The sequence below is a fragment of the Fundidesulfovibrio putealis DSM 16056 genome (genome assembly GCF_000429325.1).
GTDB lineage: Bacteria > Desulfobacterota > Desulfovibrionia > Desulfovibrionales > Desulfovibrionaceae > Fundidesulfovibrio > Fundidesulfovibrio putealis.
The window spans coordinates 321274-346740 of record NZ_AUBQ01000004.1 but is presented as its reverse complement, the minus strand read 5'-3'; the positions used below and the strand labels follow the sequence as shown (position 1 = coordinate 346740).

19 protein-coding genes are annotated in these 25467 nt (G+C 60.8%); 7 read left to right on the top strand and 12 right to left on the bottom strand.

What is annotated here, in order from left to right; translation table 11 throughout:
* The gene (locus G453_RS22365; protein ID WP_051271671.1) at positions 1–3291 is read right to left on the bottom strand and encodes an efflux RND transporter permease subunit; all 3291 of its coding nucleotides are present in this window, start codon (positions 3289–3291) and stop codon (positions 1–3) included.
* Positions 3288–4526, bottom strand: coding sequence for an efflux RND transporter periplasmic adaptor subunit (locus G453_RS0104560; protein ID WP_027190094.1), 1239 nt, complete (start codon positions 4524–4526; stop codon positions 3288–3290). The genes G453_RS22365 and G453_RS0104560 overlap by 4 nt, the downstream gene beginning before the upstream one ends.
* A gap of 814 nt (positions 4527–5340) precedes the next feature.
* Here G453_RS0104560 and G453_RS22360 point away from each other — a divergent pair.
* The 7 genes from G453_RS22360 (at position 5341) to fliD (ending at position 14084) form a co-directional block, all read left to right on the top strand.
* On the top strand, positions 5341–5778 hold the full coding sequence (locus G453_RS22360; RefSeq protein ID WP_027190093.1) for a sigma-70 RNA polymerase sigma factor region 4 domain-containing protein: 438 nt from the start codon (positions 5341–5343) through the stop codon (positions 5776–5778).
* 104 nt (positions 5779–5882) lie between these two features.
* Complete coding sequence (locus tag G453_RS0104550; protein ID WP_156920802.1) at positions 5883–6146, top strand: anti-sigma factor; 264 nt, start codon at positions 5883–5885, stop codon at positions 6144–6146.
* Positions 6147–6326: 180 nt separating this feature from the next.
* Entirely contained in the window at positions 6327–7001 is a 675-nt protein-coding gene (locus tag G453_RS0104545) for a flagellar hook assembly protein FlgD (protein WP_043644381.1), read from the top strand.
* A gap of 23 nt (positions 7002–7024) precedes the next feature.
* On the top strand, positions 7025–8593 hold the full coding sequence (locus G453_RS0104540) for a flagellar hook protein FlgE (protein WP_027190090.1): 1569 nt from the start codon (positions 7025–7027) through the stop codon (positions 8591–8593).
* 203 nt (positions 8594–8796) lie between these two features.
* Entirely contained in the window at positions 8797–10869 is a 2073-nt protein-coding gene (flgK, locus tag G453_RS0104535; RefSeq protein WP_027190089.1) for a flagellar hook-associated protein FlgK, read from the top strand.
* 10 nt (positions 10870–10879) lie between these two features.
* Positions 10880–12373, top strand: a complete 1494-nt coding sequence (gene flgL / locus G453_RS0104530) for a flagellar hook-associated protein FlgL (RefSeq protein ID WP_027190088.1) — start codon at positions 10880–10882, stop codon at positions 12371–12373.
* A gap of 31 nt (positions 12374–12404) precedes the next feature.
* Positions 12405–14084: a flagellar filament capping protein FliD gene (fliD, locus tag G453_RS0104525; RefSeq protein WP_027190087.1), complete on the top strand. Its 1680-nt coding sequence runs from the start codon at positions 12405–12407 to the stop codon at positions 14082–14084.
* A gap of 319 nt (positions 14085–14403) precedes the next feature.
* On the opposite strand, the gene G453_RS0104520 is transcribed toward fliD, so the two are convergent.
* The 10 genes from G453_RS0104520 to G453_RS27030 all read right to left on the bottom strand — a co-directional run bounded on the left by G453_RS0104520 (position 14404) and on the right by G453_RS27030 (position 25325).
* Positions 14404–14685, bottom strand: coding sequence for an anti-sigma factor family protein (locus tag G453_RS0104520; RefSeq protein WP_051271666.1), 282 nt, complete (start codon positions 14683–14685; stop codon positions 14404–14406).
* A gap of 139 nt (positions 14686–14824) precedes the next feature.
* Positions 14825–15391 carry an RNA polymerase sigma factor gene (locus G453_RS0104515; RefSeq protein WP_027190085.1) on the bottom strand — a complete coding sequence of 189 codons (567 nt, stop codon included), beginning with the start codon at positions 15389–15391 and terminating at the stop codon, positions 14825–14827.
* A gap of 290 nt (positions 15392–15681) precedes the next feature.
* Entirely contained in the window at positions 15682–17364 is a 1683-nt protein-coding gene (locus tag G453_RS0104510; RefSeq protein ID WP_027190084.1) for a response regulator, read from the bottom strand.
* On the bottom strand, positions 17361–17993 hold the full coding sequence (locus G453_RS22355; protein ID WP_051271662.1) for a chemotaxis protein CheB: 633 nt from the start codon (positions 17991–17993) through the stop codon (positions 17361–17363). The genes G453_RS0104510 and G453_RS22355 overlap by 4 nt, the downstream gene beginning before the upstream one ends.
* Positions 17994–17995: 2 nt before the next feature.
* On the bottom strand, positions 17996–18856 hold the full coding sequence (locus G453_RS0104500) for a CheR family methyltransferase (RefSeq protein WP_027190083.1): 861 nt from the start codon (positions 18854–18856) through the stop codon (positions 17996–17998).
* Complete coding sequence (locus tag G453_RS0104495) at positions 18856–22617, bottom strand: response regulator (RefSeq protein WP_027190082.1); 3762 nt, start codon at positions 22615–22617, stop codon at positions 18856–18858. Before G453_RS0104495 ends, G453_RS0104500 begins: the two co-directional genes overlap by 1 nt.
* A gap of 572 nt (positions 22618–23189) precedes the next feature.
* A complete protein-coding gene (locus G453_RS29165; protein ID WP_407635548.1) occupies positions 23190–23351 on the bottom strand; it encodes a potassium channel family protein in 162 nt (53 codons plus the stop codon).
* Positions 23318–24241: a pentapeptide repeat-containing protein gene (locus tag G453_RS26020; protein ID WP_051271659.1), complete on the bottom strand. Its 924-nt coding sequence runs from the start codon at positions 24239–24241 to the stop codon at positions 23318–23320. The genes G453_RS29165 and G453_RS26020 overlap by 34 nt, the downstream gene beginning before the upstream one ends.
* A gap of 156 nt (positions 24242–24397) precedes the next feature.
* On the bottom strand, positions 24398–25159 hold the full coding sequence (locus G453_RS22345; RefSeq protein WP_235731693.1) for a DNA cytosine methyltransferase: 762 nt from the start codon (positions 25157–25159) through the stop codon (positions 24398–24400).
* On the bottom strand, positions 25125–25325 hold the full coding sequence (locus G453_RS27030) for a Com family DNA-binding transcriptional regulator (protein ID WP_084502098.1): 201 nt from the start codon (positions 25323–25325) through the stop codon (positions 25125–25127). The genes G453_RS22345 and G453_RS27030 overlap by 35 nt, the downstream gene beginning before the upstream one ends.
* Positions 25326–25467 lie beyond the last annotated feature (142 nt).

Here is a 25467-nt window from a genome sequence, read left to right as displayed (position 1 = left end):
TCAGCGTTCTGAAGCCTCCGGCGATTCCTGCTCCTCTGGCATGGCCTGGCTTTGCGCGTGAGGTTTGCGCCGCTGGTCCAGGTAGTACATCACCGGCACCACCATGCGCGAGAACACCGTGGCCGCGATCTCGCCCGCCATGAGCGAGATGGCCAGCCCCTGGAAGATGGGGTCGAAGAGGATCACGAAGGCCCCGGCAACCACGGCTATTGCCGTGAGCAGCATGGGCCGGAAGCGCACGGCTCCTGCCTCCACCACGGCGTCCTCCAGGCTTGCGCCTTCGCGACGGCGCATCTCGATGAAATCCACCAGGATGATGGAGTTTCGCACCACGATTCCTGCCCCGGCGATGAAGCCGATCATGGACGTGGCCGTGAAGAAGGCCCCGGCCAGGGCGTGCGCCGGGATGATGCCTATGAGCGACAGCGGGATGGGGCTCATGATGGCGATGGGGGTGGTGTAGGAGCCGAACCAGCCCACCACCAGGATGTAGATGAGCACCATCACCACCGCGAAGGCGACGCCCATGTCCCGGAAAACCTCCAGGGTGATCTGCCACTCGCCGTCCCACTTCATGGAGTAGCCTTTGAGCGAGGCGGGCTGGTCCGAATAGAGGATGGGCAGCGGCTCGCGCTCTTCCACCTGCCAGGCTCCCTCGCCAGCCTTGCCCAGCCTCTCCAGTTCGTCGGTTATGCGCCCCATGCCGTACACCGGGCTCTCCTCGCCTCCGGCCATGTCGCCCGTGACGTAGACCACCGGTTGCAGGTTCTTGTGGTAGATTGCGGACTCGACCGTGCGCTCCTCGATGGTGGCGATCTGCGACAAGGACACCATCTGCCCGCCTTCCCCGCGCACGGAGATGGCCGGGATGTCCACGGCGTGGCCCCTGTCTTTGAGCGGCAGGCGCACCAGGATGGGGGCGTCCTCGCGGGCGGAGTCGTCGTGCAACAGGCCCACGACCGAGCCCCGCAGGGCGGCTGTGACGGCTTCCAGGGCGCGCTTGGGGTCGATGCCGTTGGCCAGGGCCTTGTCGCGCTCGATGCGGATGACGCGCTCCGGCTGGGGATCATCCACGTACCAGTCCACATCCACCACATCTGGCGTGCGCGTGAACACGTCCTTCACCTGCCGGGCCACGCGAAGCCGACCCTCGGCGTCCGGCCCGTAGATTTCGGCCACCAGGGTCTGAAGCACGGGAGGTCCGGGCGGCACTTCGGCCACCTTGATCTTTGCGCCGTGGCGCTTGGCGATGGGCAGAATATCCCGGCGCACGGCCTTGGCGATATCGTGGCTTTGCACGCTACGGTCGCTTTTGGGCGCAAGATTCACGGCGATGTCCGCCGCGTTCTGCCCCCGGCGCAGGTAGTAGTGTCGGATAAGCCCGCTGAAGGACACCGGCCCGGCGGTCCCGGCGTAGATCTGCACGTCGGACACGTCCGGTCGCTTGAGTATCCCGGCGGCCATGTCGCCCGCAGCCTGCGTGGTCTGCTCCAGGGTGGTCCCCAGGGGCATGTCCACGATCACCTGGAACTCGCTCTTGTTGTCGAAGGGCAGCATCTTCACCAGCACCCCGTGCAGCGGGAACAGGGAGCAGGCCAGGACGAGCAGCAGGCCCACCAGCCCCAGGAACGCCCAACGCTTTGATGGCTTGCGGATCAGGTCGTTCATGAAGCGCTTGTACAAGCGGGTTCCGGCGTCGTCGCCGTGGGCGTGCGCCTTGTTCGAGGGCTTCAGCACGCGTTTTGCCGTCCAGGGGGTGATGACGAAGGCCACGCACATGGAAAGAAGCATGGCGATAGAGGCCCCGATGGGCATGGGCCGCATGTACGGCCCCATGAGCCCGCCCACGAAGGCCATGGGCATGATGGCCGCGATGACCGTGAACGTTGCCAGCACCAGGGGCGCGCGCACCTCGTTCACAGCCTCGATGATCACCTGGGACATGGGCTGGCGCTTGCGTCCGGGCAGTTCCAGGTGCCGCACGATATTTTCCACGTCCACGATGGGGTCGTCCACCAGGATGCCGATGCAGAAGATGAGCGCGAAGAGCGTCACCCGGTTCAGGGTGTAGCCAAGCAGCCAATAGGTGGCCAACGTGACCGCAAGGGTGACGGGCACGGCCACCATCACCACCAGGCTGGCCCGCCCGCCCAGGAACAGGGCCACGATGATCCCCACGGACACCGCCGCCAGCATCAGATGCTCAAGCAGTTCGTGGACCTTGGCCTTGGCTGTGGAGCCATAGTTGCGGGTGGTGTCCACCAGGACGCCCGACGGGATCATGAAGCCCTTCAGGTCCGTCACCTTGGCGAAGACCGCCTCGGCCAGCTGGGTGGCGTTCACACCGGCACGCTTGGCCACGGTGAGGGTCACGGCGGGCTCCATTGCGCCGGGTTCTCTTCCCGTCGCCCCCGCGAGGCCGGACAGGTAAAAGACATAGTCGGCCGGTTCGTCATAGCCGTCGGCAATGGCGGCCACGTCGCCCAGGTACACGGGGCGCGCGTCGCGCACGGTAAGCACTGCGCGCGAGAGCTCCTTGGCGCTGCGGAAGAAGCTGTCCAGCCGGATGCTGACCGCACGGCCTTCCTGCACGGTCTCGCCGATGGTCTCGCCCTGGTTCTGACCGCGTAGCGTCTCCAGCACGTCCACGGCGTCCAGCCCATTGACGCGCAGGCGCTCCTGGTCCAGCTCCACCATCACCGCGCGCTTGCGCCCGCCGATGAGCGCCGTCTCGGCCACGCCCGGAATCTGGCGGAGTTCCTCGTTCACCTGGAGGGCCACGGTGCGCAGCTGGCGCGAATCCAGGCCCCCGCCGTGGAAGGTCAGGGCCACCACGGGCACGTCGTCGATGGAGCGGGGCTTCAGGATGGGCTGGGAGCAGCCGGGCGGTATCCAGTCCAGGTGCTGGTAGAGCTTGGCGTAGGTCTTCACCGTGCTCTTCTCGGTGTCCTCGCCCACCTTGAAGCGCACGATGGTCAAGGCGCGCCCGTCCTGGGCCGTGGAGTACACGTATTCCACGCCAGGAATCTCCCAGAGGATCTTCTCCATGGGAGCGACCACCCGGTTTTCCACTTCTTTGGGAGACGCGCCGGGCATCTGCACGTGGATGTCGATCATGGGGACGATGATCTGCGGCTCTTCTTCGCTTGGCGTGGACATCACGGAGAACACGCCCAGCAGCATGGCCGCCAGGATGATCAGCGGCGCGAGCTTGGAGTCCACAAAGGCGGCGGTGATGCGTGTCAGCAGATCGTGTCCGCCTGAAGGATCGGCAGGGGCGGGAGCGCTCACGGGTTATCCTTGGCGATGCGGTCGCCCTCGCGCAGGGTTTCCGTGGCAGAGCAGACCACGCGGTCACCGTCGGAGAGACCTGAGAGAATTTCCAGGTAACTCTCTCGCCCAGGCTCCTCGAAGGCTTCCGAGTCGGTGAGGAACGGCTTGCCGTCCAGCACGACCTTGATGAAGCGCCCGCCCGGCTTGACCACCCGGAAACTGACCAGCCCGTCGCCGTCAACGGTGAACACCGAGGGGAGGTCGCCGCGCATGCGCAGGCAGTCGGAAGGCAGCAGGAGCTTCTTGGAAATGCGGGCCGGGGTGAACAGGCGTCCGAACATGCCTGCCTTAGGGAGCGGGGTGGCCTGAAGCCCGGCGGCGTCACCGGCTCCGCGCTCCCAAGCCTGCCTGGGCAGCTCGGCCTTCACGCGAAAGGTCCGCGTGGCCGGGTCCACCCGTCCGATTACGGCGCTGACCTTGGCGGCGAACGGATCGCGCGAGAGCGAGGGGACGACGCCTATCAAGGTCTGCCCAGCATTCAGGCTGGACAGCAGGCTCTCGTCCACCTGGGCGGTCAGGTCGAAACCGCTGGCAACGTCGTCCAGGAGCGCAAGGGGCTGGCCTGCGTTCACGAACGCGCCCAGATCCACGTAGCGCCGCGCCAGCACGCCGTCGAAGGGTGCGTTTATGCGGGTGTAACCGCCGAGCGCCTTGAGTTCGCCCTTTTGGGCGGCCACGGAGCGCTCCCGCGCGGCGATGGCCTCTTCCTCGCGCGAGAGGGCCAGGTATTCCGTGCGTGCCCGCTCGAAGTCGTCCTGGCTTATGACCTTCTGTGTCAGGAGCTTCTGGAGCCGGTCCAGGTTGGCCTTGGCGTGGGCGGCCTTGGCGGCCACGGCTTGGCGCTCGGACGCGGCCTGGGCCACGGTGGCCGTGAGGCCCTGTTCGCGGCTTTGCAGGTCCTTGTCGTCGATGCGCAGGATGGGCGCGCCTGCGCGAAGGGCCGCGCCTTCCTGGGCGAAGACCTCCACAACGCTGCCCGAGAGCTTGCTGGCCAGGGTCACGCTGTTTCGAGACTCCACCTGGGCCGGGAACGAGCGACATTCCACCACCTCCTCGGAGCGCATCTGCTGGGTCTTTGCCGTGATCGTACGTGCTTTGGGAGCAGGCGGACTCTCTTTGCCGCATCCGGGAAGAAGGGCGAGGCAGAGCAGTGCGCAGACCGGCAGAATGATGGAAACGCGGCGTCGTATCATGGGTGTCCCGTGGTGTATGTGAGGCTGGCGCATGCGGCGATGGCCAACAGGAACTCTATGGTTCGAGAGTTGTACAATTTCATGAAAGCAAACAGGCGGGAAGTCAACCACGGGAAGTATTCAGTCCGAATTGGTCTACTACCGGACACGACTTGCCCCAGGTTCTTCCGGTTGGTTTTCTCTTCGCAGTCCAGTGAAGCACGCCTGGCGTGCCCCTCGTTTAGTGTCCTCATGGTTCGTTCGTATGATTTTTGAACAAAGAGAAGATAACAATTTGTTATTGTTGGTTAAAAATATGTCCAGTTCTTCACGGACGCGCCGCGAAGCGCAGAAGGGCATGCCAACTCATCGAAGTCCAGGAGGCTCGATTCACAGGTCCTGAGTCGGTGGCCAAAGGCTCTTTGGAAGAGCCTCAGACGAGGAATTTGGCCGCCTTGGGAAAGATATTTTCAAAACACCCCTAAAGTACATGTAATCACATGAAATAAAATGAAATAATTGCCATAAATCGCCTTGATTTTCACCAGATTCCACACTTTTGGACGCCCTTTGGCGTCTTTTTTTTCGCCCTCCGTGGATGTTTGCCGATCTCCCCTCGTATCTCATGCATGGGATGCGAAAAAGACAATCGGCGTCTTTAGCGTGATCTGTCCGGCTGAGGATACATCTTTTCAGTGGGGTTAATCGTATGCAGAGCATTATCGAAAGTTGCGCACATGACCTGTTGACGAAGGTGTTCATGGTGAACATGAACACAGCTCGGGACGCATGGACCATGATTGACCGTGTGACACGCATCTGTCTGACAAAGCATATGGGCAGTTACAGTCACAAAGACGTTGACCGCGTCAAAAGAGTCATCCTGAATCGCCTGATTCAGGAAGTGGACAACCCTTCCTACTACGAGGACGTGGAGCGCTGCTCCGTTCAGACCTGCATCGTGGTCATGACGCGCGAGGTGACGCTCAACTACGTGCGCAGCGCCCATTACGCGCAGTCCTCTCTGGCGGACATCTTCAGGGCCATGAACGTGGATGTGGAGGGTGCGGGGCCGTACCTGGACGGTCTGGATCAGATGTTTTCCCCCTCGCAGCGCTGCGTGCTGCGCCTGATCTACGGTGAAGGCTGCACGGTCATCCAGGCTGCCGGAATGCTGGGCGTTTCTCCGCAGGAGGTTCAGACGCTCCAATGGCAGGCCATGGAACTTTTGCAGCACGAATGGCTGACGCTCCGCAAGGGCGGACGTTGCTGAAGCGGTGGGGGAGGGCGCGCACCGGTCAATCCGTCGGTTCGCGATCCGGGATGGTGGAATCACGCTTGTTCGCATCGCCGGACGAGTCAACAGGGAGTGTTGCCGTGAGATGTCCTGAAACCAATGAAATGGCGGCCTATCTGGACGGAGCCGTAACCCACGCGGAGCGCATCCGCTGGGATGACCACTTCCGGCAGTGCCTCAAATGCCGCAAGGATCTGGAAGAACTGAAAATGCTTTTGCTCCTGGAACCGCTCGATCCCGGCGAGGAGTGCCTTACCAGGAGCATGTCTCTGGTGGACGGCTCCCATCCGCGCCAGACCAACGCAAACGGGTTTCGCTACGGGGTTCCTGGAACACGCAACTGATGAAAACGGAGAACACTGCCGCATAACTAAGCACAGCATAGAAAACATCGCATATCGCGACGACACGCAAAGATGATTTTACGCCGATTGTCTTCTTCGCATCCCAGGTCGCATTGATTTTCCCGCACATTGTTGCGTCTGGAACGGTGAAACACTTTTCGCGAGCAGGAGGCAATCATCATGTACGTCGACACCACGTCATATCTTAACAGCATAAAGACCAGCAGCTCGTCTGACACGGCGTCCTCCTCCATGGGTAAGGACGATTTCCTGGCCATCCTGGTCGCCCAGCTCGAAAACCAGGACCCGTTCAACTCCACAGATCCGGCGGAAATGATTGGCCAGCTGACCCAGTTCTCCATGCTGGAGCAGATGACCAACATGAACGAGACCCTCACCACAGGGCTCTCGGCGCTCAACCTCCAGACCGCCACAAGCTCCGTCTCCTACATCGGCAAAACAGTCATGGCTTCGGGCTACACGCTCTCGGTGGAGGACGGAAAAGCATCTTCCAGCACGTACACGCTGGAATCCGACGCGGCCACCCTCAAGGCCTACATCTACGACGAGGACGGGTCGCTGGTGCGCACCGAGAACATCGGGGCCAAGAAGGCGGGCGAGTACGACTACCAGTGGGACGGCAAGGACGACGACGGCGACGTGATGGAAGACGGAACCTACTCCATCGCCATTGCCGGGACCGGCACGGACGGAGCGGAACTCACGGCCAGCACCACCATATCCGGCGTGGTGAACGGAGTGGCGGTGAAGAGCGGCGTGGTGATGCTGACCCTCAAGGACGGCAGGGAAGTCAGCCTCGCCAACGTCTCCAGCGTCAAAGACGTCGACGCCTAACCCAAGCCAAAAGGAGATTCGCCATGTCACTCATGTCCGCGATGTACACCGGCATTTCCGGCCTGGGCATCCATAGCCAGGCCATGTCCGTGGTCGGCAACAACCTGGCCAACACCAGCACCATGGGCTTCAAGCGCTCCAGCACCCAGTTCGAGGACTTCTTCTATTCGAACATCGCCACCGGCAACAGCTTCGGCCAGGTGGGCCTAGGGGCGAACATCGCCAGCATCTACGGCGACTTCTCCCAGGGAGCCTTCCTTGACACCAACTCCGCAACCGACATGGCCATTTCCGGCAACGGCATGTTCATGGTGCAAAACGACAACACCGGGAACATCTACTACACCCGGGCCGGCAACTTCACCTTCGACAAGACCGGCTACCTCCGTGACACCAACGGCTACACGGTGCAGGGCTGGCGCGCCACCACCGACACCAAGACCGGCGAGGTCTCCAACATCGGCTCGCTTGGCGACATCAAGCTGGACAGCTTCCAGTTGGCGCCTTCGGCCACCACCACGCTGCGCATGGTCACCAACCTGAACTCCAACGCCACCGAAAAGACCACCGACGCCACCAACCCCTTCTTCGCCCTGTTCGGGAGCTGGTCCGGGCAGGCCGATACTGCCCTGTCGGATTCCAGCTACTCCTATCAGAGCACCATCAAGGTGTACGACGAGTCCGGCACCGCCCACGACGTCAGCATCTACTACGACAAGGTGAGCAACGCCGCAGGCAAGAACGTCTGGGAATACGTCGTGGCCTGCGCCCCTGACGAAGACGGCCGGACCATCAACGGCACCCAGCTTTCCACCACGTCCTCGGCTGGCCTGCTCATGACCGGCACCCTGAGCTTCGATTCGGCCGGGCGCATCACCAACATGACCTCCTTCGTTCTGAGTTCAAACGCCTCCGGCAACTACAAGGACCTTTCCAACTGGGTGCCCGCCACCTTCTCCCAGGACGGCTATCCGCAGCTGACGGCCAACTTCACGGCCTCGTCCAACGCCAGTTCATCGTTGTCGACGAACGCTGCCAATATCAAGCTGGACCTCGGCATCCACAGTACGAACAGTTACGGCGGCTGGACCAGCAGCATCACCAACGCGTCCCAGGTTGGCACGGACATCACGAACCTGCCGACAATGAACGCGTCCACCACCAGCAGCACCACCACAACCAGCTACTCCGACGCCTTCAGCATCAACGATGAAGCCCAGGACGGCTACGCCAGCGGTTTCCTCCAGGGAGTCTCCGTCACTTCCGAAGGCGTGGTGGTGGGAACCTATTCCAACAACCAGAGCAAGAACCTCTTCGTGGTGGGCATGGCCGACTTCACCAACCTCCAGGGCCTGCGCCGCGAGGGCGGCAACCTCTACAGCAAGACCATCGACTCGGGCGAGCCGCGCATTGGCACTGCCGGAAGCGCGGGCATGGGCAGCATCGCCTCGGGAAAGCTGGAGCAGTCCAACGTGGATACCGCCACGGAGATGGTCAACATGATCAGCTACCAGCGCGGCTTCCAGGCCAACAGCAAAGTGATCAGCACCGTGGACACCATGCTCCAGGAAGTCATTCAGCTCAAACGCTAGTGTCGCGTTTGTGAAAAACACAAACACAATCATTTGAGAACGCAACAGTGCCTTGAATACGAACAGGTGAAAAGCATGGACGCATTGATCATGAACGCTTCGGCACACGCGAAGCATCGCAACCGCACTGGCAGGGACAGCCGGTCCGGTTGCGGCGAGACCACAAAACCCGCCGCGCATTGCGCGGCAGGGAGCGGCAAGCCATGCTGAACAATCTGCTGACCATAGGCCAATCGGCCCTCTCCAATTTCCAGGTTGCCTTGAACGTTCACGGCGGCAACATCGCCAACGCCTCCACCACGGGCTACGTGCGCCGCACCGTGGATTTCGCCACGGATGGCGTCACCACAGGCAAGATCGGGGTGGGGGCCAGCATCCAGGGCATCGTGCGCGAGCTGGACGCATTTCTGGAGCGGCGCTGCCTGACGCAGTCCTCGAAGACGTCCTATTACGACACCATCGCCACCAACCTGGCCCAGGTGGAGTCGCTGTTCAACAGCTCCAGCGATTCCGGCATATCAGCGGTCCTGGACGACTTCATGGCCAGCCTGGAGAACCTCTCGGCCACGTCATCCAACGCCGCGGTGCGCACCGAGGCCATTGAAACGGCGCGGTCGCTGACAGAAATGCTCGCGTCCATGGATGACAGCCTGAACTCCATCACCCAATCCCTGGACGCCTCCATCGCCAGCCAGGTTTCATCGGTCAACAGCCTGACCAAGCAGATCGCCGCGCTGAACAAGTCCATATCCGGGAGCTCCGAATCGAGCGGCCTGCTGGACCAGCGCGACCAGCTGCTGCGCGACCTGGCCGAATACGTGGACATAAACGTGGTCACCCAGGACGACGGCCAGGTGCGTGTGACGACCGGCGAAGGCCAGTCCCTGGTGGACGGCGCGTCGTCCTATACGCTCAAGGTGGAAGGCCCCAAGTCCGTGGCTGCCCTGAGCGCGGATTCCGGCTTCGACGGGAAGATCTACTTCGAGGGGGCGTCCTCCAACGAGATGACCGTGCGGTTTGTGACCGGCGGCGACACGTCCGGCGGGGCCGGAGCCGCCACCTACCAGGTGTCTCTCGACGGCGGCAAGACCTGGGTGGAGGACGAGGACGGCAATACACGCGTCTTCACTGCCGGGGACACCAGCCACAAAGAGACCGTGGACGGCGTCTCCATCTGGTTCGGCACGGCCACGGACGCGGAAACCGCGCCAAGCACCTCCATCAGTGCCGGTGACAAGTTCACGATCATGCCGAAAAACGGCGTCTACTGGGTGACCAGCGCGGGCGGCGACGTGAACGTGACCCCACTCACCGGGAACGATTCGGCGGGCAGGCTTTCCGGCGGATCGCTGGCCGCGCTGCTGACGCTTCGCGACGAGTACGTGGGCGAATACCAGGACAAGCTGGACGCCTTCGCCGAGAGCTTCATCTGGAACATGAACCGCGTGCACAGCCAAGGCGCTGGCCTGACCAACATGAGTTCGGCGCAGGGTGAATACGCGGTGGACAACCAGAGCCTGCCGCTTGCGCAAAGCGGGCTGCACTGGGCGGACAGGCTGGAGTCCGGCAACATTTCCATCGCGCTCTACGACGCGACCACCGGGGACAACCTCTCCGTGACCGCCCTGGATTTCAGCTCGGTCACCCCCGGAACCTCCAACTTCGATCCCTCAGTGCACTCGCTGGAGGACGTGCGCGACGCCATAAACGCAAGCTACCCCGGCCAGCTCACGGCCTCCATCCAGAACGGCCAGCTTTCGCTTCAAGCCGCCAGCGGTGTGGAATTCCAGTTCGCGGAGGACACGTCTGGACTGCTGGCCGGGCTTGGCATCAACACGCTGTTCTCGGGCACGGACGCCTCCAACGTGGACCTGGCCAGCGCCGTGTCCAACGATCCGTCCAGGCTGTGCGCAGGGCACGTCAACGGCGCGGGCGAGGTCAACACCGGAGACAACACCACGGCCCTGGCTCTGGCAGCCCTGGCAGGCACCTCCGTTTCCTTCAAGGAGGCGGGCGGAACTACCAGCGGCACGCTCCAGGACTACATGAACTCGCTCTGCTCCAAAGTGGGCTCCGACACCTCGGCGGCCGCGACGCAGCAGACCTACGCCGCCACACTCAGCGAGGACCTCACCACGCAACGCGAATCCGTTTCCGGCGTCAGCCTGGACGAGGAGCTCACCCGCGTCATGCAGTACCAGCAGTGCTACCAGGCGGCGGCCAAACTCATACAGACCGCAGGCGAAATGTTCGATGTGGTCATGAGCCTCAAGTAGGGGGGAACCCATGCGTATCTCGCAAAATATGCTCTATTCGTCGTCCATCGGCTACATGAACGGCTCCCTGTCCAAGCTTGCCGAGGCCAACGAGCAGAACGCCAGCCAGAAGAGGATCAACCGCCCTTCGGACGACCCTTCCGGGTACGCCGAGGCCCGTGGGATCGATTCCATCATCAAGGGGCTGGACCAGTATTCGGACAACATCGGCGTGGCCAGGTCCTGGCTGAGTCAGGCCGACTCCACGCTGCTTGAGGCCAGTACGCTCATGACCAGCATCAAGGAGCTGGCCGAACAGGCCTCCACGGGAACGCTCTCCGACGAAAACCGCAAGCAGATCGCCGCGCAGGTGCGGGGTTATTTTGAGGAGATGGTCTCCCTGGCCAACACCTCTGTGACCGGAAAGAGCCTGTTTGCGGGCCAGAAAACCGGCGGGGCTGCTTTCACCCAGACGATTTTCGCCACCGTGTCCGACAAGACCCTCACCCAGGACGCCGTGGTCAAGGTGCAGGGCGGCAGCGACACCAGCGTGCTGGTGCAGTTCACCGAAAGCGGCGACGTGGGCGGAACGGACGACATCGGCTACCGCTATTCCTCTGACGGCGGGACCACCTGGACCGTGAAGACCCTCGCGGCCGGGGAGAACACCCTGGACCTGGGCGGGTGCTCCGTAACGCTCAAGAGCGGGTCGCACCTCACCGAAACGGGAAGCGGGGAGGGCACCTCCCTGGTTGTACGCCCTTCGGCCGTCTATCTGGGGGACGACCAGGACGGAGCCACGGTGCGCAGCTACGGGAGCGGCCAGGTGAGCGCCGCAGCCGACGGCGTGTTCTCGGTCAACGTGAGCGTCCGCCTGGATTCCAACGCCAGTCTTCCCGGACCCTATTCCTACTCTTACAGCACCGACGGCGGCCTCTCCTGGGTCGGGGGCAACGTGGCCAGCGGCGCCAAGCTCCCCGTGCCGGGCGGCTTCCTGGAACTGAGTTCCGGCGCGGGGAACACCCTGGCCGCCGGCGACCAGTTCACCATCGTCCCCAATACGGCGGACATCTCGGTGAACATCTCGCCCAGCGGGGGCATCGTCATAAACAACGTGGGCAAGGACGTTTTCGGCGGCCTCTACAGAGAATCCGGAGCCAGCAACGCCTCGCCCGTGTTCGGGGCCGGGGCAAACATCAACATCTTCGAGACAGTGGGCGAGCTGGTCGGCTTCCTGGAAACCAACAACATGGACGGCGTTGGCGACTGCCTGGAGAAGCTGACCACCGCCCAGGAACATCTGGAATCCTGCGCGGCAGACGTGGGAGCGCGCGAAAACCGCCTGGACTTCGCGGAGAACACCATCGAGGTGCTGCGCGACAACGCGGACACCCGGCTCTCCGCCGTGGAGGACGCGGACCTCTCGCAACTGCTGCTGGACCTCGCGAAGTACCAGTACGCCTACCAGAGCGTCCTGTCCTCATCGTCCAAGATCATGAGCATGAGCCTTCTCGACTACATCTAAAAAGATAACCGGCCTCACGGGAGGATCAGTCATGGCTATCGGCGACGTCACATCGGGAATGAGCACTTCGGGCGGCATCTACTTCACAGGCATCGGCAGCGGTACCGACTTCGATACCCTTATCACCAAGCTCGTGGAGGTGGAGTCGTCCCGTGTGACCACCTACAAGACCTGGCAGCAGACCTGGGAGGACAAAAAAACGGCCTTCCAGGAACTGAACACCGCCATGCTGTCCATGCGTACCGCGCTGCAAAGCATGGATACCATCAGCGAATTCCTGCAAAAGGGCGCCAGTTCCTCAGACACGGACGTCCTTTCCGCCACGGCGGACGGAGACGCCGAAACGGGCTCCTACTCCTTCACCGTGGGACAGTTGGCCAAGAACAAGATGATGGTCACGACCTCGGGGTATTCATCGCTGACAACCGTCGTGAATTCCACCGGCGCGTCCCGGTCGCTGGTGTACACCTACGCGGGAGTCACCGTGTCCGACGCCATCCCGGCGGGATCCACCCTCACGGACATCGTGAACATCGTGAACACCAACTCGGCCAACACAGGGGTGCGCGCCTCCACCATCTACGACGGCTCCAACTACTACCTGCAACTGCGGGGCCTGGATACCGGTGAAGCCAATGATCTGGTCATCTCGGGGGCCAGCACCCTGTCCGGGTTCACAGGGTCGGACTTCATGGTCACGCAGGAATGTCAGGACGCCAAGCTGAAAATTAACGGCTGGCCGCTTTCAGGCGCCTGGATCAGCAGGTCCACCAACACCGTGACTGACGTGATCGACGGGCTGAGCCTCAGTTTGAAATCTACAGGCTCGGGGAACATAACCGTAGAGACCGACACTGACGCCGTGGTCGAAAACGTGCAGAACTTCATCGACCAGGTGAACGAGGTGAAGGCGATGCTGAAGGAGTTGACCGAGTACGACTCCACGACCGAAACCGGCTCCCTGCTGACCGGAAACTACGGCCTGCAGATGATCGACTCGATGATCAAGAGCATTACGTCGGCGCCAGGCGTTGGGTTCAGTTCCGAGCGCGATACATACATCTCGCTGTCGTCCCTGGGAATAAGCACAGACGCCACGGAAGGCTCCAGCACCTTCGGCCAGCTCCTGCTGGACGAGGACATACTTGAGGCGGCCCTGGCCTCCAACGCCAACGCGGTGGGCAGAATTTTCGGAGCGCAGTACATCGGCGACACCGACAGCGCCGACGTGAGTTACACCTCCTACATCGACGGCATCACCAAGGCCGGAGTATACGACGTGAGCTACACGGTGCAGAACGGCAAGATCACTTCCGCCAGCATCGGCGGACACGCAGCGATCTTCTATTCCAATTCATCCACCATCACCGGTCAGTCCGGGTTCGCGGAAGCAGGCATGGTGCTCACCGTGGGCAACCTGACCGATGGGACCTACACCCACAAGGTCAACCTGCGCCAGGGCAAGGCGGGGGAGCTGGTGGACCGGCTGGCCGACCTGACCAACGCCGACACCGGGCCTCTGGCAATTCTTGAGGATAACTACACAACGATCTCCGACAACATCCAGGAAAAGATTGATTATGAAACCAAGAGAATAGCTACCATGGAGACCAGATTGCGAGACAGATACTCCCGCCTGGATACGTTGCTCGGTCAATACGACGCGCTCCAGACCAGCCTGGAGTCGCAGATCGCCCAGCTTGATTCGTAGCACTGCTGAGTGCTGGGGCCAGGCGCTGGGTGCTGTCCCGTTCGTGTCCTGGCGGGCGGGCTAGAACCGATTTGAAGACGATTCGTCGCCCGCCCGCCAGAACCCGACCGTGACAGCACCCAGCGCCAGCGCTCGTCCAATACGGCGATTTCAAGAAAGAAGCCCTGAAGCGCGGCTTTGCGCGCTTCAGGGCTTTTGTTTGCCAATATTCTAATTTGTAGCAGGGCGTTACGCGAAGCTAATTGCAGGGTCCAGGGGGATCATCCCCCTGGCGGGTGCAGGGCGGAGCCCGCCGGGTCAAGGACAGAGCCCTTGCGCGTCAGCGGTCGATTATCTTCTTGGCGCGCTCGGCAACCTCGCGCAACAGGGCAGGGTCTTCCTCGGCAAGTTCCACCTGGCCCAGGATGTCACGCAATTCCTGAACGCTTTTCGCGCACTTCTCGCAACGGGCGAGATGGAGCTCCATCCGCGACAGCTCCTGTGCGTCCAGCCGTGCGTCCAGGTAGGCCGCCAGGGTCATTTCGTCAGGGCAATTTTCCATAGCTTCGGGATTCACCCCTTCCTTGGGGTCTGGTCCGTTCGTGCCGCAGTCCATGGACATGCGTGCTCCCGTGCCAAACATCGTACGATTTTCAACTATTGGGTGGATTTCAATACCGTGCGTGCACCTAAGGGTCAAGAACTAGGGCGCAAGACACTATCGACCTGACAGATCGGTAACTTTAGAGGGCGGGCGGAAGTTAGGCGGGGCGGAGCGCTCCGTAGTGCTCGCGAAGTTTCGTGAGGGCCTGGTGCTTAAGGCTCCGCACGGTCTGGGCCTGGACGCGCAGGAACGTCGCGACTTCGGCGACTTCCATGTCTTCGTCGAAGAGCAGGCGCAGTATCTGGGCCTGGCGTTCGGAGAGGAGACCCTGGGGAAGTTCGAGCCGTCCTCCGAATGGCGCGTCGCCATCGGCGGCCATGGTGTCGTCCAGCTCCACTGTTTCACGGCTGCGTTCGGGCCTGCGCAGATAATCGATGGCCATGGATCTGGCCACGACCGTGAGCCAGGTGGAGAGGGAAGCGCGTTCGGGATCGTATGTGCGCAGCAGCTTGAAGTCGTCCTTGACGAGGCGCAGGAAGATGTCCTGCACCACGTCTTTGGCGTCTTCCTGGTCCAGGCTTGCGGTACGCGCCCGCAAAGTCCTGATGGTCACGCCGAAGAGCAACCCGGAAAATTTTTCCACAAAATGATCCCAGGCGGCCTTTTCCCCCGAAACCACCAGGTCAATATTGGTATCCTCGACCGGGAACGTACTCTGAGACATTGTCAACACCTTGAAAGTATGTGCAATAATTATTCAGGGCTTCTGCGCGTCCGTTTCGTGAGAAACTGGGAAAATATTTCCCCACGGGATTAAAAGCAGGAAGCGTGCCTGCGGTGGCAGGGCAGTACCATGCACATTCAAAGAGGTCCTTGAGGATAGAGGGAGCGGCGAGGTAAAAAGTTTCACTCCAATATGGAGCATGAGGAAGAAACCAGAAGGCTGCCCAGGAAGTGGCGTTGCACACAGGGATATCCTGTGGAGTGCGCGCCTTGGCTGTCAACATTCCATAATCAGCAGGGGACGCTGGCGGGCAGCACCTTGGCAAGCACCGAACGCAGCGCCGCCATTTCCAGGGGTTTTGTCAGGTAGTCGTCCATGCCGGCGGTAAGAAAACGTTCCCGGTCGCCAGCCATGGCGTGGGCCGTGAGCGCGACTATCGGGATGCGCGGATCGAACGCAGCGCCGATGCTTTGCCGGATACGTTGCGTTGCCTCCAGGCCATCCATCTCCGGCATCTGGATATCCATGAGGACGGCGTCGAAGTGCGACTCGCCGAGCATCTCCAGGGCTTGCAGGCCGTCGGCGGCTCCTTCGGCCTCGAATCCCAGGCGCTGGAGAAAGCGGATCGCTGTCAGGCGGTTGGTGTTTTCGTCTTCCACCACCAATACCCTGCCGGTCATTTTCGGAGGCTGGCAGATGTTTCCCGCACCAGGCATTTCCAGGTACGTCTCTTTCTGGAATGGTGTCATCAAGGGAAGGGTGACGTGCATCTGGGTGCCTTGTTTCAGCTCGCTGTAGACGGTGATGCTCCCCCCCATGAGGTCGACGAGCCTTTTGACGATCGCCAGTCCAAGGCCGGTTCCGCCGTATCGTCTGCTGTAGCTCCCCTCTACCTGGGTGAAGAGTCCGAAAATGTCGTCAACCTTGTCGTGAGGGATGCCAAGGCCCGTGTCCGTCACCGAGAAGTGCATGTTCCGGTGCCCTGGCTTGGCGCAGTAGGGCAGCATGTACACTTCGACCACCACCGACCCGGAGGACGTGAATTTGACGGCGTTGCCCACCAGATTGAAGAGAATCTGGCGCAGACGGCTGGGATCGCCCGTAAGTCGTCTGGGAACCGCCGGGTCCACCAGCACTTTGCACTCTATCCCCGCACGGCTGGCGACTTCGCTGAAGGACGCCATAATCGGGCGTAGGACCTCGTCAATGTCGAAATCCTCGATCACCAGCCGCAGCGCGCCTGCCTCCACCTTGGAGATGTCCAGGATGTCGCTCAGGATGCGCAGGAGGCTCCTGCTGGAGGACAGGGCGTTGTCCACGCAGTCTTTCAATTCTTCGTCCATGGGCATCATCTGCGCCAGCTGGAGCATGCCCATGATGCCGTTGAGCGGGGTGCGTATCTCGTGGCTCATGGTGGCCAGAAATTCGCTTTTGGTGCTGCTCGATATTTCGGCCTGCTCCTTTGCGGCCTGGAGCTGGAATTCAACGACCTTGCGCTGGGCGATTTCCTTTTGCAGTTCCTCGTTCATCTGGCGCTGCGCCTGAAGAACCTCCTCAAGCTGCAACTTGCTGGATATCAACGCCTGGCTGCTCTTGAATATTTCAAGAAACACATTGACTTTCTGAAGGAGGAATTCCGGGTTGAACGGCTTGGTTATGAAGTCGACGGCACCCGATTTATAGCCCAGGAACTGGTGATAGTCGTCCGAGTAGACAGCCGAGAGGAAGATGATCGGCGTATTCCTGGACGATTCATCGAAACGCATGAGCCGTGCGATCTCAAACCCGTCCATGCCGGGCATCTGCACGTCGAGGATCGCCAGGGCAAAGGAGTGGCGCAGGGCCAGTCGCAGGGCCTCATCCCCTGTGGTGGCCTTGAGAATCTCTACCGACAGGCGGCTGAGCACGCTTTCGAGGGCGATCAGGTTCTCAGACTTGTCGTCGACGATGAGGATTTTGGGTACGGATATCACTGCGGGTTCCCCTCGGACAGAATGTTCAGATGCGTGAGGCCAGCTGCGTTTCTGGCCTCTTCTCCCAAGCGCTGCAGGAACAGGGCGATTTCTTCGAGCGAAAGCACGTGCAGGGGGGACGCTTTTTCCACAGCGGCGCGGGGCATGGTGGGGTGTTCAGCGGTTTCCGGGGCCTGGACCACGGTTATGCCGCCGAGTTCCTTGATCCTGAGGATTCCGGCGCTGCCGTCGCGGCTGGCCCCCGTAAGAAGGACTCCCACCAACGCTGGACCATACACCGATGCCGCGCTCTCAAACAGCACATCGATGGAGGGACGTGAAAAGCACACCTTTGGGTCGGCAGAGAGCGCATAGCTCTTATCCCATTCGATCAGAAGATGGTAGTCCGGCGGCGCGAGCGTGACAACGCCGGGAAGGATGGAGTCCTTTTCGACGGCCAGCCTGACCCTGACCTTGCATGTCCGGCCCAGCCGTTCCGCGAAGTCCTCTCCCTGGTCGGGGTGGACATGCAGAACCACTGCGACGGGCAGCGGATAATCTTCTGGCAGCCTGGACAGAATCAGGGAAATCGCCTCCCAACCACCGGCAGAACCGCCCATGACCACGGCTTCGATCCTACGTCCGGGCATGCTCATGACGGCGACCCCCACAGCATGTTGACTGCGGTATGGCCGAGCTTCTTGTAAAGCCGCCATTTGGCGTCGATCATGTCGTAGCGTTCGGCAACTTCATCGAACTGAAGGCTCTCCTTGCTGCCGAGCGCCAGCACGCCGCCATGGATGAGGCTGTCGTCAAAGAGCTTGAACACGCGGGCCTGGAGGCGCCTGTCGAAATAGATGAGGACATTGCGGCACAGGATCAGATGCATTTCTCCGAACACGCCGTCCGTGGCCAGGTTGTGCAGCGCGAAGGTGATGTTCTTTTTCAGGGAGTTTTGGATGATGACGCTGTCATAGTCCGCGAGGAAATAGTCGGAAAATGCCTCCCTGCCGCCTCCAGCCTGGTAGTTGTCGGTGAACGCCCGCATGGAGCACAATTGATATATCCCGGCTTTGGCTTTTTCCAGGGTGGTGGCGTTGAAGTCGGTGGCGAAAAAAGTCGTGCGGTCGTAGAGCCCTTCCTCCTTGAAGAGGATGGCCAGGGAGTAGACCTCCTCTCCGCTGGCGCAACCGGCGTGCCATACTTTGATGAAGGGATAGGTCTTCAGGTAGGGGATCACTGTCTGGCGCAGGGCCAGGAAGAACTGGGGGTCACGGAACATCTCGGTCACGTTGATGGACAGCGCGTCCACCACCTGGGACAGGAACGCGCGGTCGTGCAGCATGGGCGGAAGCATCGCCACCACGCTTTTGTGCCCGGTCATTTCCATGAGCCTCCTGATGCGCCGTTGCACCGAAGCCCGCGCATAGTTGCGGAAATCGTACCCGTATCGCCTGAAGACGCCCTCCAGAAAGAGATCGATCTCTATGTGCTCTATCTCATGGTCTTCCATCAGGTCCGCCGACTTCCGGACTCCTGGTTGTACAGCCAGACCCTCAGCTTGGAGAGCAGGCGGTCCAGGTCAACGGGCTTGGAGAGGTAATCGCTGGCTCCAGCCGCGATGCACCGCTCCTTGTCCTCGAGCATGGCCTTGGCGGTCAGCGCGATGACGGGCAGCCGCGACAGGCGCGGGTTGGCGCGTATGCGCGCCAGCGTCTCATAGCCGTCCATCACCGGCATCATGATATCCAGAAGGACAAGGCTCACATCCTGGCGGGCCTCGAGCATCTCCAGTGCTTTCTCTCCGTCTTCGGCTTTCAGCACGTTGAGGCCCTTCTCCTGAAGCACATGGGACAGGGCGTAGAGGTTGCGCATGTCATCGTCCACCAGCAGGATGACTTTGTCGCGCAGGGCCTTGTCCTTGTCGTAGAGGGTGGCGATGAGCTCACGCTTTTTCACCGGCATGGCCTTGACCACCTGATGAAGGAACAACGCCGTTTCATCGATCAGGCGCTCTTCGGACTTCACGCCCTTGATGATGATCGACTCGGCGTGGCCGTGCAGCGCCTGCTCCTCCTCCCGGGTGAGTTCACGACCGGTGTAGACGATGATGGGCGGAATGTGCAGATTTTTATCCTGCTCGATCAGGTTCAGCAGTTCGAAGCCGGTCATGTCCGGGAGCCCCAGGTCGAGAATCACGCAGTCGAACCGGCATTGGCGCATGGCTTCCAGTGCTCTTACGCCCGTGTCCGCTTCCTGGATGCGGATGTTCGCGTCGCCTAAAAGGCTGAGCACGCCCTTGCGCATGTCCTGGTTGTCCTCGACGACCAGCAGGTCCTTGACCTTCTTGGACATGAACCCTTCGAGCCGTTCCAGGGCTTCGTCCAGGTTTTCGCGGGAAGCCGGCTTGGCCAGGAAACCCACCGCGCCCTTTTTCTGGGCGTCCAGGGTTGCCTCCTCGGCGGACATGATGTGAACCGGTATATGGCGCAGCTCAGGGTCCTGCTTGAACTCTTCCAGCACCTGCCAGCCGTTCATGCCGGGCAGGCGGATATCCAGCACGATGCCGCCGACTGCGTACTTGCGGGCGAGCTCGATGCCTTCCTCGCCGCTGGCTGCGTGGAGCACGCCGAAGCCCTTTGAGCGGCACTGGTCCATGAGGATTCTGGCGAAGGCAGGGTCGTCCTCGATGATGAGGATATAGCCGGGTCCGGCGGAAGCTCCGTTGCGGTCATCGGCCAGATGCTTCGGTTGCGCAGCCGCAGTGCATGCCATGAATTTGGCCTGAACCGGGATGGGGGGCTCCCCGCCGCCCTGCGCAGGGCCTGTTGTGGCGTCCAACGGCTGGTCCGCGCTGCCCTGGTCGAGCCGTTGCGGGATGACCAGCGTGAAGGTGGAACCCTGGCCGGGCGAGCTTTGGAGCCTCAAAGCGCCGTGCAGCAGCTTCGCCAGTTCCCGGGAGATGGTCAGACCGAGCCCCGTTCCGCCGTATTTTCGGTCGGTGCCGCCATCCACCTGCCGGAAGGCCTCGAAGATTTCCTGCTGTTTCTCGGCTGCGATGCCCACACCCGTATCGGTCACGGCCACGGCCAACGCGTTTGCTTCAGAAAGCCCATCGAGATTCACGCATTCCTCAGGGGTAGGGGGGCGCAGCGAAAGACTTACCGAGCCCTGATCGCTGAACTTGATGGCATTGGAGAGCAGGTTGCGCAGAACCTGCTCGATGCGTTGCCTGTCGGTCTGGATCACCGCTGGAATCCGCTCGTCGACGTGGAAGGTGAGCGCCAGCTGCTTCTCTTCGGCCAGGGGTTTGAAACTGGCGGCCATGGCCTCCACGAGTGAGAGCACCGGAACATCTTCCGGCGTGATGGTCATCTTGCCAGCTTCTATCTTGGAGAGGTCGAGAATCTCGTTGATGAGCGAGAGCAGGTCGTTGCCGCTTCTGTGGATGATGCGGGAATACTCGACCTGGGCCTCGTTCAGGTTGCCGGAAGAATTCTCCATGAGGCTGCGCGAAAGCAGCAGCAGGCTGTTGAGCGGAGTGCGCAGTTCGTGGGACATGTTGGCCAGGAATTCGGACTTGTACCTGGTGGTGAGCTCCAGCTCCCTGGCTTTTATCTCAAGCCCTTTTCGGATGTTGTTCAGCTCGGTGTTCTTGATGCCCATCTCCGCGCGTTGCAGCTCGAGGAAATGGTTCTTTTCCTCAAGTTCCTCATTGATGCTTTGGAGCTCTTCCTGCTGCTGGCGGAGTTCCTCCTCGGAGCTGCGCAGTGCCGAAGATTGCTGCTCCAGCTCTTCGTTGCTGACCCGCAGTTCCTCCTGCTGGGCCTGGAGCTTGTCGGCCTGGAGGCGGGTTTGTTCCAGCAGGGCGCGCAGCTTGTCCTGGCTGTCCACTGATTGCAGGGCGACGCCCATGGTCTCCGACACGGCCTGGAGGAGCTCAAGCTTGGTGTCTGAAAATTCCTCGAGCGAACCCAGCTCGATAACACCCTTGAGCTCGCCCACGTGCAGCAGCGGCAGGACCACGATGTTGCGCGGATGGGCGTCCCCGAGCGACGATTTGATCCTGATGTAATCATCGGGAATATTGCTTAAGGATATCATGCTCTTTTCAAGGGCTGCCTGGCCGACAATGCCCTCTCCCAACGCGTAGGAGTCCGCCAGGTCCTTTCGTTTGGTGAAGGCGTAGCTGCCAGCAAGGACGAGCCTGCCATCGGACGACAAGGCATACACGGCACCGATCTGCGCGTTCATGTAGCCAGCCAGGAAGCTGATGACGTTCGAGCACAGGGAGCGCAGGTCGTTCTCTCCAGCGATCACGGCATTGAGCTTGTTCCGTCCGGATTTGATCCAGTCCGTCCTGGTGTTGGCATCGGCGGCATCCTTGAGGGATTTCGTCATTATGGCCAGCGATTTGCCCAAGACATCCTCATCGCCGACAGTATCCACGGAGACGCTGTAGTCGCCTGCGGCCACGGCTTCGGCAATACGGACTTTGCTGAGCAGATTCTTGCGCATGAGCCGGAAGGAATCGGCCAGATCGCCGACTTCATCCTCGCTGTAATAGTCGAGATCCTGCCCGATGCCCCCCCGGGCGACGCCTTTCACCCGGGCGATCATGGCCGAGAGCGGGACGGTGATGCTGTTGGAGATGAACCTGGAGACGACCAGTCCCGCCAGGCAGGCCGCAGCCACAATCACGATGAGGACAATAGTGGCGCGCTGGCCTTGCTTCGCAGCTTCATCATTGAATTCGACCGCTTTATTTGTGGCGAAGTCGATCATCACCTGGGATTTGCGGACCAGTCGGGTGGTAAGTGCCCTGGCTTCCTGGATGGCGGCTTTCTTGGCAGCGTCGCTGAGGTTGTCGCGTTGCGCCGCCAGCGCCTTGTCCAGCAGGACGACCCATTCGTTGAAGACGTCCTCGGCGGCAGCGACGTCGGCCTTGTTGCCCAGGAAGCGTTCGTTGACGATGGCAAAGAGCTGACGGATGTTCTTCTGCGCATCCAGGATTTCATATCTCATGTGATCGATTTTGGCGGGGCTCGGGTCCACAAGCATGTCCGCAAGGGCTGTCTCGACCATGCGGATATTGCCCCGAATGTCGCGCATGGAATTCGTAACGGTGTAAGGATGGTCGTACAGGGCGTCCGTCAACCCGGACAACTGGTAGGCCTGGAAGATCGCCAGAAGGCCGGTCAGCGCCGTAATGGCGGTCATCAGGCCGAATCCGACAGCCAGGCGGGTTCCAATACTGACGTTGTTGATTTTCATTGCTGATCCTTCCGGGTGGAGCGAAGCCCAACGGCGTAATAAACAGGACTATCAAGTTCGAATGATCAGCAGTAGCTACAACGGCAAAAGAGTGCAATCGTAACGATCAGCCGATGCGCAAGAAGTCTGCTGTCGCAGTCCCTCGGGCGTGCGGGAAGGGTCGAGCCGGACGTCAACCCAGCAGGACGTCATGGCCTTCCGGATGGAATCAGTCCGGAGAAATCCGGCAGAATGGTTAGCCCGACGGGCAGCAGGCCGGTTTCCCCGGACCATCGGCATCAAGCTTGCGACCTTTCGCCACTGGGCGCAGAAGTACGAGGCTCGGAAGGCCCAACCAGGACGCAGCTCCAGGCAAGCGACAACGAGTCCGGTACCGTGAAGCGGATTTTGGGGCAGGTAGAACGCGCAAAACAGTTTGAGAATTCCTGCAAGATAGTTTGAGAATTCTGGTGAACGCTTCACTAGGCGTATCGGCGTCCCGAGATCAGCGCCTCGGACTGGCTTGTTGGCCCTTTGGGGACATGGTTGGAAAAGGGGGCCGGGAAGTTAATCCCGAGGATTCGGAACGAGGCTCAAGCCCTTCGGGCCAGTTTATTGGCTAAGATGGAGATCAACCCGCCGAGCATGATGTAGCCGAGCATCACTTCGGCCATGACCCATATTCGTGCTTCCGGGGTTACCGGATGAATATCACCAAACCCTAGAGTGGAGAAGGTGACGAAGCTGAAGTAGATCGGCGCGAGCCAGTCCCAGGTGTGGGTGGGGGGGAACCGACGGAGGTGGGATGAACAAACGCGTTGTGGCCAAGCAGATGATACACCCAGGCGAAGATAGCCAACAACACAGCGGACCATGCTGCCCACAGCAGCATCGATCTGCCGCAATTGGAAGTAACCAACCACAGACGATAGAGAAACCGGTTCCATTTCGATTTATTGCGGAATTCTTCGATGTAGTTCTGATCCATTGCAAAGGTTTTGAACATCTGGCTTCCGTAGCATGAATCAACACGGATGCCTTCATACAGTGCTTTACCGTTGAATTTAACGCCTGCGACGTTCGCGTTTTCGAGGTTAGTTGATGTTAAATCGGCGTTTTTGAGGTCAGCCCCCTCGAGATCGCCCTCTGAAAGATTAGCTCCCTTAAGATTGGCCTCTTTGAGATCGGCCCTCGAGAGATTGGCTCCCCTGAGATTGGCCCACCTGAGATCGGCACAACTGAGGTTGGCACAATTTAGATCGGTACAATTGAGATCGGCCCCAACGAGACAGGCCGCGTTGAGATTGGCATTCAAGAGATAGGCCCTCTCGAGATTGGCTTCAAAGAGAAAGGCCCCTTCGAGATTGGCTTCATAGAGATTGGTAACACTGCAGTTGGCCCATGTGAGATCGGCCCCCTTGAGAGTGGCAAAAACGAGTACGGCCCCCTCGAGAATGGCCCCCCTGAGGATGGCCCCAGAAAGATTAATCCCCACTTTATCCAGGTTAGGTTCATTAACCGCCAGGGCTCTGTTAGCAAGTTCCGCATAACTAAGATCAGGAACCACGATGGGATTCTCTCCCCGCCATGCGTTCCAGGCCTCAACGCCTTTGGCCAGTATGTCCAGATGCTCTTGGTTCGCCATGACGGCCTCACTTTAAAGGGCATTTTTTTCATTATTCCAGGATATTATACAAATATCCTACTGTTATGGCAATGTAGTCCTTTGTTCCAACCACCTTTACCCCTTTCAGTAAAGGGCCATCGACTGAGACGCCGATGGCCCTTATGTTTTGTGCTGCTATGGGTTGGCTGCTCTGCATGTTTCAGCCGCCAGAACCAGCCGCCCCACATGCTCCATCAGGTCCGGCACGATGCCGTTTCCGAGACAGCGCAGTCGGTCCACCCAGTAGGGACCCCCATCATCCACTCGACGAAGGACGGGTCCGGGATGAGCCGATAGGGCGGCCTGGGCTCGCGGTCCTTCAAGCCGTAGACCATTCCAATCAGACGGGCCGTCAGGACGCCCACATTTTGCCAAGTGTGCGTCCGCCTCAAGTATTGGGCCAGCCCCTGGTTGTCGAAGGCCGTGGGGGTAGGCAACAATGACAACCCTCTCACGCAGGTGAGGGGCGCCGAAGGCGGCCGCCGGAAACACGTCCCATTCCGCATCATACCCGCTCTCGGCCAAGCCTTGGAGTACGGTGGACATTCCGTTGCTGAGGAGGGCTTTGACGTTCTCCACGATGACGTAGCGGGGTCGAATCTCGCGAATGATACGCAGGTACTCGAACCAGAGGCCGGACCTGGTTCCCTCTTTGACGCCTCTGCGCTTTCCTGCGGAACTGACGTCCTGGCACGGGAATCCTCCGGCGAGGACGTCGACTGGATGGGCTGTTTCTGCGCTGACATCCCTTACATCCTCCAGGATCGGCACGCCCGGCCACCGTGCGGCCAGGATTTTCCGGGCATACGGATCACACTCACAGAACCACCGATGCTTGAGGCCCGCCCGGTGCAACCCAAGGTCACCAAGCCCCGCCCCGCTGAACAGACTTCCCACATACACGAACCCCTCCAGGCTGAATGGCCTCTTGGGGCTCTTGGTCGGGGCTCGGCATGGCCCTCAAGTGATTGTAAACGCCGCAGCGCGGACATTTGATCTCAAGCTCCGCCGCGCTGCCTTTGGCCAACAACCTATTGCACTTGGCGCATCTGATCTCCTGCATCTTCCTTGCTTTATTGGTTTGCCTTGGCCTAGAACTCCCTACCCTTCGCGTCCACACGTTAAGGGCAGGGAGGAGCGGCCTTGGCCGTGGTCCGGTGTTAGCGCACCGGGCCGGTGGGGCGTTCGTAGCGCCCCGCCTCCTC